Genomic DNA, 6,110 nt, shown 5'->3' with positions numbered 1-6,110 from the left:
GGTCGACACTGCGCAGCACGTCGCGATGCTGCATCGTCTCGGGGATCTCGGAGTGCCACCGGACTTCGGCGGCGAAGGATATGAAGGGCACTCGGTGAACTCGGACGAGAATCCCGCCTGTCCAGCCGTTCGGGCCAGGCTCGGTGCACGGATGATCGACGGGATCGAGTTCCTCGAGCCCGCCGGCCCAGGAATCGAGCACCAGCACGACGCCTACGACGGCCGGGAGGGAAGCCTGGCCGGGACCGAGATCCCCGTCTCGGCACGCATCGTCGCGGTGGCAGCCCGCTTCGAGGCGCTCGCTCGCGAGCTGTCGGACAACGATGAGGCGATGCGTCGGGTCAAGGCGGACTCGGGCGGCCGCTTCGACCCTGAAGTCGTCACCGCTCTGGACATCGCTCTCCAACGCCACCCCTGGCCACCTGCGGAGCAGGTCGAGGAGCAGGGGGCCCCAGCATGAGCCTGCACGACATCGTCGTGCTCGTGTGCTTCGGGGCAGCGATCCTGGTGGGCGAGTGGTTCCGCCTCTCAGCCCCCGGCTTCCGTGCCTGCGCCCCGATCGCCAGCGCCGCGGCACTCGGCCTCGCGTTCGCGACGGAGGTCCCGGCGGGGCACCTCGTGGGCTACTCGTGGGTCGTCATCCTCGTCGTCGGAGGAGTCGCGATGGGGGTCGGGGCCTTCGCCCGCTGGGTGGCCGGCGCTGACCTCGGTGCCCTCGAGCTGGCCGGGCGCTTCGGAGGTCTGGTCGCTGCGACGATCCTGTACCGCATCGCCCATCTGGGTGACGGCCTCGGAGAGGCAGTCGTGGCGGAGCCGCTCTCGCCCGCCCCTCGCGCAGGCCTCATGCTTGCCATCACGGCCGCTGCGCTCCTGGTCGACCTCCTCATCCACTCGAGCCGCAGCGCCGGTCGGGGCCTCGCCTCCTGGCGCCGCCGCTTCCTCGACGACCTGTCCTCCTCGGTCGCGCTGTCCTTCGCCGTCGCCGTGACTGGGGTGCTCATCCCCGTCGCCACGCCGCCACTGGGCCTCGCGGCCCTACCCCTCTTCCTCTTCCCGCTCGTGCTGTCCCTCTTCGCGTTCCGGCGCTACGTCGCGGTCCGCGCGACCTACCGGCAGGGCATCCGCACCCTCTCGCGGCTGACCGAGGTCGCCGGCTACACCCCGTCCGGTCATGCCGCGCGAGTGGCGGACCTCGCGGTCTCCATGGGCTCGGTGCTCGCCATCCCCGAACGCGAGCTGTTCGACCTCGAGTACGCAGCCCTCCTGCACGACATCGGCCAGGTCGCCCTCGTCGAGCCGATTCCCGGAGGAGCGACGGTCCACGCGGCCCCGGCGGACCAGCTGCGCATCGCCCACGACACGGTCCAGATCGTGCGTGAGACCGGGGTCCTCGACGACGTCGGTGCGGTCCTCGAGCGGCAGACCACGCCCTACCGTCAGCTGCTCGAGTTCGACGAGGAGATCCCGCTGACGAGCCGCATCCTCAAGGTCGCCAACGCCTACGACGACCTCACGGGCGGTGCCCAGTCCGACGAGCGGCGGGAGGCAGCCGTCGAGCGGATCTTCCTCGGTCTTGGCTACGAGTACGACCCACGGGTCGTCGACGCGCTCGTCCAGGTCGTTCGGTCGCCGGGCGGCACGGCCTGAGGTTCTCGTCACACGCCGAAGTCCCCGGGTGTCCTCGCGGACACGGCACCCCGCATGGCACACTGGTGCCTTCGCGGGAAACCCCCGTCGTGAGCAGTACCTGAGGCCAGACCCCCGGCTCGGAGATCCAGCAGGGCGTCGGCCCTTTTTCTTGTCTGGCGTCGCCACCGCCGCAGCGCGGGGGGCTGATGCCCGTCTCACGCGATCGAGGTGTTCCCACGGTGAGTGCACTGCCCGTCAGCCAGTCCTTCGACCCACAGGCCCCGGTGTTCCGAGCCCACGAGGGGGGCAAGCTCGCGGTACACGCGACGAGTCCCCTCGCGGGCGCGGACGACCTGTCGCTTCTCTACACCCCTGGGGTCGCCGACGTCTCACGGGCCATCGCCCATGACCCGGTCCTCGCGAACCACTACACGAGCCGGCGCAACACGATCGCCGTGGTGAGCGACGGGACCGCCGTACTCGGGCTCGGTGACGTCGGCCCGCTCGCGGCCATGCCCGTCATGGAGGGCAAGGCGGTCCTGTTCAAGCACTTCGCGGGCGTCGACGCCGTCCCGGTGTGCATGGAGACCGGCAGCGTCGAGGAGATCGTCGAGGCGGTGGCCCGGATCGCTCCCACGTATGGCGGCATCAACCTCGAGGACATCTCCGCGCCACGCTGCTTCGAGATCGAGGAGCAGCTGAAGGCCCGCCTCGACATCCCGGTCTTCCATGACGACCAGCACGGGACGGCCATCGTCGCGCTCGCCGCACTGATCAACGCCGCCCACGTCGTCGAGAAGGCGATCGAGGACCTCATAGTGGTCGTGTCCGGAGCCGGCGCGGCCGGAGTCGCCGTCGCGCGGATCCTCCTGCAGGCCGGCGTCGGTGACGTCGTCGTCGTCGACTCGAAGGGCATCATCGACGATTCCCGGCGCGACCTCGCAGCGCACAAGCGTTCGCTCGCCCAGATGACGAACCGAGGTCACCGCACGGGCACCATCGGCGACGCTCTCGAGTCGGCCGACGCCCTCGTCGGCGTCTCGGGAGGCACCATCGCGGAGAGGGACCTCATGCGCATGGCGTCGCGGGCGATCATCTTTGCCCTCGCCAACCCCGACCCCGAAGTGCACCCGAGCGTGGCGCACCGCTTCGCCGAGGTCGTCGCGACGGGCAGGTCGGACTTCCCGAACCAGATCAACAACGTCCTCGCCTTCCCGGGCATCTTCCGGGGTGCCCTCGACTCGGGGGCGAAGCGGATCACCGAGGAGATGAAGCTCGCAGCCGCCCACGCGATCGCGAAGCTCGTGCCGGAGCCGACGGCGGATCAGGTCGTGCCGAGCGTCTTCGACGAGCGCGTGGCACCAGCAGTGGCAGCCGCGGTGCGGCGGCTCGCCGTCCCCTGACCCCTCAACCTGGGGCTCCGTCGTTCGTGGACGGAGCCCCAGGGGGCGGTGGGTGTCCGCCGCCGCCCGGCAGCGCCTCGGTGCCGTCGACGGGGTCACCGAGGCCGCGGGCCGCGAGCGCCTCGCCGGTGGCCCGGGCATAGCCGACGGTGTGGATGACGACAGGTAGGACCAGCGCCCGCGGGTTGCGCTCCAACCCCCGCGCCCGCGCCGCCTCCCGCACCTCACCGAAGGCACCAGCGATCCACGGGATGCTCCGGAACATCACCGCGACGGCGATCCCGACCGACTCCGGATCGAGCCACCTGCGCACGGGTCGGGCGAGTGTGACGACCGCGTCGATGAGGGCGCCCGCGCTCGTCGTGCCGGTCACGATGCCCGCCGCCAGGTAGCAGGCGACGATGCCGAGCACGAGGCGACCCGCGATGGCGGCGTCCTGGCTCCACCACTGGAACCCGAAGAGGACGACCAGCACGGGCAGGACCGGACGCAGCGTCCGTAGCATCCGTCGGCCCCCGAGGCCGGCGAGGACGTGGCAGAGCAGGACGAGCGCGAGAAGCACGCAGGCAGCCCGCCAGTCGGGGAGCAGTGCGGTCGTGACGCCGACCCCGAGGAGCACGAGGAACTTGGCCGCCAGCGGGGCGCGGTGGACGACCGAGGTGCCCGTCACGTAGGAGCCGAAGAGGCCATCCCCGCGACTCACGCGCCGCTCCGACGCACGTAGTCGTCCACCGCCTGCGACGGCGGTCCGTCGAAGACGATGCGCCCAGCCTCGACGACGATCGTCCGGTCGGCGTCCCGGGCCAGGTCGAGGTCGTGCGTCGCTAGCACGACCATCTGGGGGAGCGTCGCCAGTCGTTCCCGCAGCACCTTCGTGTTCCGGAGGTCGAGCAGCGTCGAGGGCTCGTCGAGCACCAGGATCTGCGGGTCCGTCGCAAGGACCGCGGCGAGGGCCATGAGCTGTCGCTCCCCGCCGGACAGGTCGTACACGCTCTGGTCCGCCAGCCCATCCACCCCGAACCGCGCGAGGGCCGCCTCGGCCGCGGCGCGCCGGTCGTCCGCGCGGCGATGGCGCCGCCGCAGCGACAGCTCGACGTCCTCGCGGCCGGTCGGCATGACGAGCTGGGAGAGGGGGTCGGTGAACGCGAACGCGACGCGCCGACGCACCGCCCCACCCTCGCGGACCGAGTCGAGCCCGTCCACGGTGACCTGACCGCGGCTGGGGTGGACCAGGCCGTTGAGCAGGCGGAGCAGGGTCGACTTCCCGGAGCCGTTCGCCCCGATGACCGACGTCCGCTGCTCGGTGAGGGTCAGCTCGACCGGGCCGAGCAGGCGGCGCGTGTCCGAACCGGGGACCGGGACGTCGACCACGACGTCCCTCAGCTGGATCGTCGGCACCGGCCCTGGGGACGCTGTCCGGGTCAGCGGGGCCGACGCGCCAACAGGTCGGGGAACGCGCGGTGCACTGCGGCAGCGGCGCTCGCGGCGACCAGGTTCTTGATCACGTCACCGGGGTAGAACACCAGGTCCGCCTTGAAGGCATCGGCCAGGCTGAGGTCCGCGTTGACGACCATTCCGAGGATGCCGAGCCCGTGGACGAAGACGATCGAGGTGAGCATCGCCGAGACGAAGAAGAGCGGCGCCCAGGTCGCGGGGCGTCGGCGCGCGACGCGGCTCGCGGCGAACCCGACCACGACGGCGGCGACAAGGAAGGCGACGAGGTAGCCGGCGGACGGCCCGGCCAGCACACCGAGCCCCGACTGGCCCTTGCTGAAGACCGGGAAGCCGACGAAACCGACGACGAGGTAGAGCAGGACGGCGAGCCCGCCGCGGAGCGGGCCCAGGCAGAGGCCGGTCAGCATGACGGCAAGCGTCTGCAGGGTGATCGGCACCCCGAGGCTCCCGACGGGGATCCCGGGCACGATCGCGGCCGCGGTGATCAGGGCGGCGAACACCGCGACGAGGGCGATGGACCGGGGCCGGAGGGCAGGGGTGGCGTTGGTCACGCTGGGTGCGGCCGTGTCGGCCCTGTCCGTCATCACGGACGGACCATACCTGTTGTCGGCCCCCCTCCGTGGCTAGGGTTCACGACATGCTCGCCGCCTTCGCCGCCGCCCAGTCCGAGAGCGACCCCCTGTCCGGCCTCGTCGTCGGCGACCGCCCGGCACCGGAGCCCCCCGCTGGCTGGTCGGTCGTCAACGTCCGGACCGCCGGCCTCAACCACCACGACGTGTGGTCGCTCCGGGGAGTGGGCCTGCCGGCCGACCGGCTGCCGATGATCCTCGGCTGCGACGCGGCCGGGACCGACGCCGAGGGCAACGAGGTCATCGTGCACGCGGTCGTCCCCTCGGCTGGCTGGAGGGGCGACGAGACCCTCGACCCGAGGCGCACCCTGCTGTCCGAGCTGCACCAGGGCACGATGGCCGAGCAGGTCATGGTGCCGACCGCCAACCTCGTCCCCAAGCCCGCGGGGATGTCCTGGGAGACCGCGGCGTGCCTGTCCACAGCGTGGCTCACGGCATACCGGATGCTCTTCACGAACTCCGGCGTGCAGCCCGGGGGGACGGTGCTCGTCCAGGGTGCCGGTGGCGGTGTGGCCACCGCCCTCATCCAGCTCGGCCGGGCGGCCGGCCTGCGGATGTGGGCGACATCGAGAGACGCGGCACGGGCGGAGCGGGCCCTCGAGATCGGCGCCGACCGCGTGTTCGGCTCGGGGGAGCGGCTGCCGGAGAGGGTCGAGGCCGTCATGGAGACGGTCGGAGCGGCCACCTGGTCGCACTCGGTCAACTCGCTCAACCCGGGCGGGAGCATCGTCATCGCCGGCGCGACGTCGGGCTACGACCCCAAGAAGGGCGAGCTGAACAAGATCTTCTTCAAGCAGCTCAAGGTGATCGGGTCGACGATGGGCAGCCGCGACGAGCTCGCCCGGCTCGCGAGCTTCGTCGAGGGCGCCGGCATCGAGCCGGTCATCGACTCCGTCCTGCCGCTCGAGAAGGCGCGGGACGGCTTCGCGAAGATGGTCCACGGCGACGTCTTCGGAAAGGTCGTCTTCACGCTCCCGTGACGTGGGGCGTGGCG

Annotated in this window: 7 protein-coding genes; 4 read left to right on the top strand and 3 right to left on the bottom strand. The window is 71.6% G+C overall.

Translation table 11 applies throughout. From position 1 onward, the window contains the following. Positions 1–25: 25 nt before the first annotated feature. The 3 genes from ACTHJJ_RS12365 to ACTHJJ_RS12355 all read left to right on the top strand — a co-directional run bounded on the left by ACTHJJ_RS12365 (position 26) and on the right by ACTHJJ_RS12355 (position 3,032). Complete coding sequence (locus tag ACTHJJ_RS12365) at positions 26–460, top strand: HD-GYP domain-containing protein (RefSeq protein WP_440303243.1); 435 nt, start codon at positions 26–28, stop codon at positions 458–460. Next, complete coding sequence (locus tag ACTHJJ_RS12360; RefSeq protein ID WP_440303241.1) at positions 457–1,647, top strand: HD-GYP domain-containing protein; 1,191 nt, start codon at positions 457–459, stop codon at positions 1,645–1,647. The genes ACTHJJ_RS12365 and ACTHJJ_RS12360 overlap by 4 nt, the downstream gene beginning before the upstream one ends. Before the next feature lie 221 nt (positions 1,648–1,868). Then, positions 1,869–3,032 (top strand): NAD(P)-dependent malic enzyme, encoded by a 1,164-nt coding sequence (locus ACTHJJ_RS12355; RefSeq protein WP_440303240.1) that lies wholly within the window; start codon positions 1,869–1,871, stop codon positions 3,030–3,032. Positions 3,033–3,036: 4 nt separating this feature from the next. Here the strand turns inward: ACTHJJ_RS12355 and ACTHJJ_RS12350 are convergent, their stop codons facing one another. The 3 genes from ACTHJJ_RS12350 to ACTHJJ_RS12340 are packed head-to-tail and all read right to left on the bottom strand — an operon-like array spanning position 3,037 to position 5,071. Beyond that, a complete protein-coding gene (locus ACTHJJ_RS12350) occupies positions 3,037–3,735 on the bottom strand; it encodes an energy-coupling factor transporter transmembrane component T family protein (RefSeq protein WP_440303239.1) in 699 nt (232 codons plus the stop codon). After that, positions 3,732–4,430 carry an energy-coupling factor ABC transporter ATP-binding protein gene (locus tag ACTHJJ_RS12345; protein ID WP_440303238.1) on the bottom strand — a complete coding sequence of 233 codons (699 nt, stop codon included), beginning with the start codon at positions 4,428–4,430 and terminating at the stop codon, positions 3,732–3,734. The genes ACTHJJ_RS12350 and ACTHJJ_RS12345 overlap by 4 nt, the downstream gene beginning before the upstream one ends. A 23-nt stretch (positions 4,431–4,453) precedes the next feature. Continuing rightward, positions 4,454–5,071, bottom strand: coding sequence for a biotin transporter BioY (locus tag ACTHJJ_RS12340; RefSeq protein WP_440303242.1), 618 nt, complete (start codon positions 5,069–5,071; stop codon positions 4,454–4,456). A gap of 53 nt (positions 5,072–5,124) precedes the next feature. Between ACTHJJ_RS12340 and ACTHJJ_RS12335 the strand changes: the two genes are divergently transcribed. Beyond that, entirely contained in the window at positions 5,125–6,096 is a 972-nt protein-coding gene (locus tag ACTHJJ_RS12335; RefSeq protein ID WP_440303237.1) for a zinc-binding dehydrogenase, read from the top strand. Positions 6,097–6,110: the final 14 nt, after the last annotated feature.

Origin of the sequence: Intrasporangium sp., assembly GCF_051961875.1 — a bacterium.
Classification (GTDB): Bacteria; Actinomycetota; Actinomycetes; order Actinomycetales; family Dermatophilaceae; genus Intrasporangium_A.
This window is presented reverse-complemented; position numbering and strand designations above follow the sequence as displayed.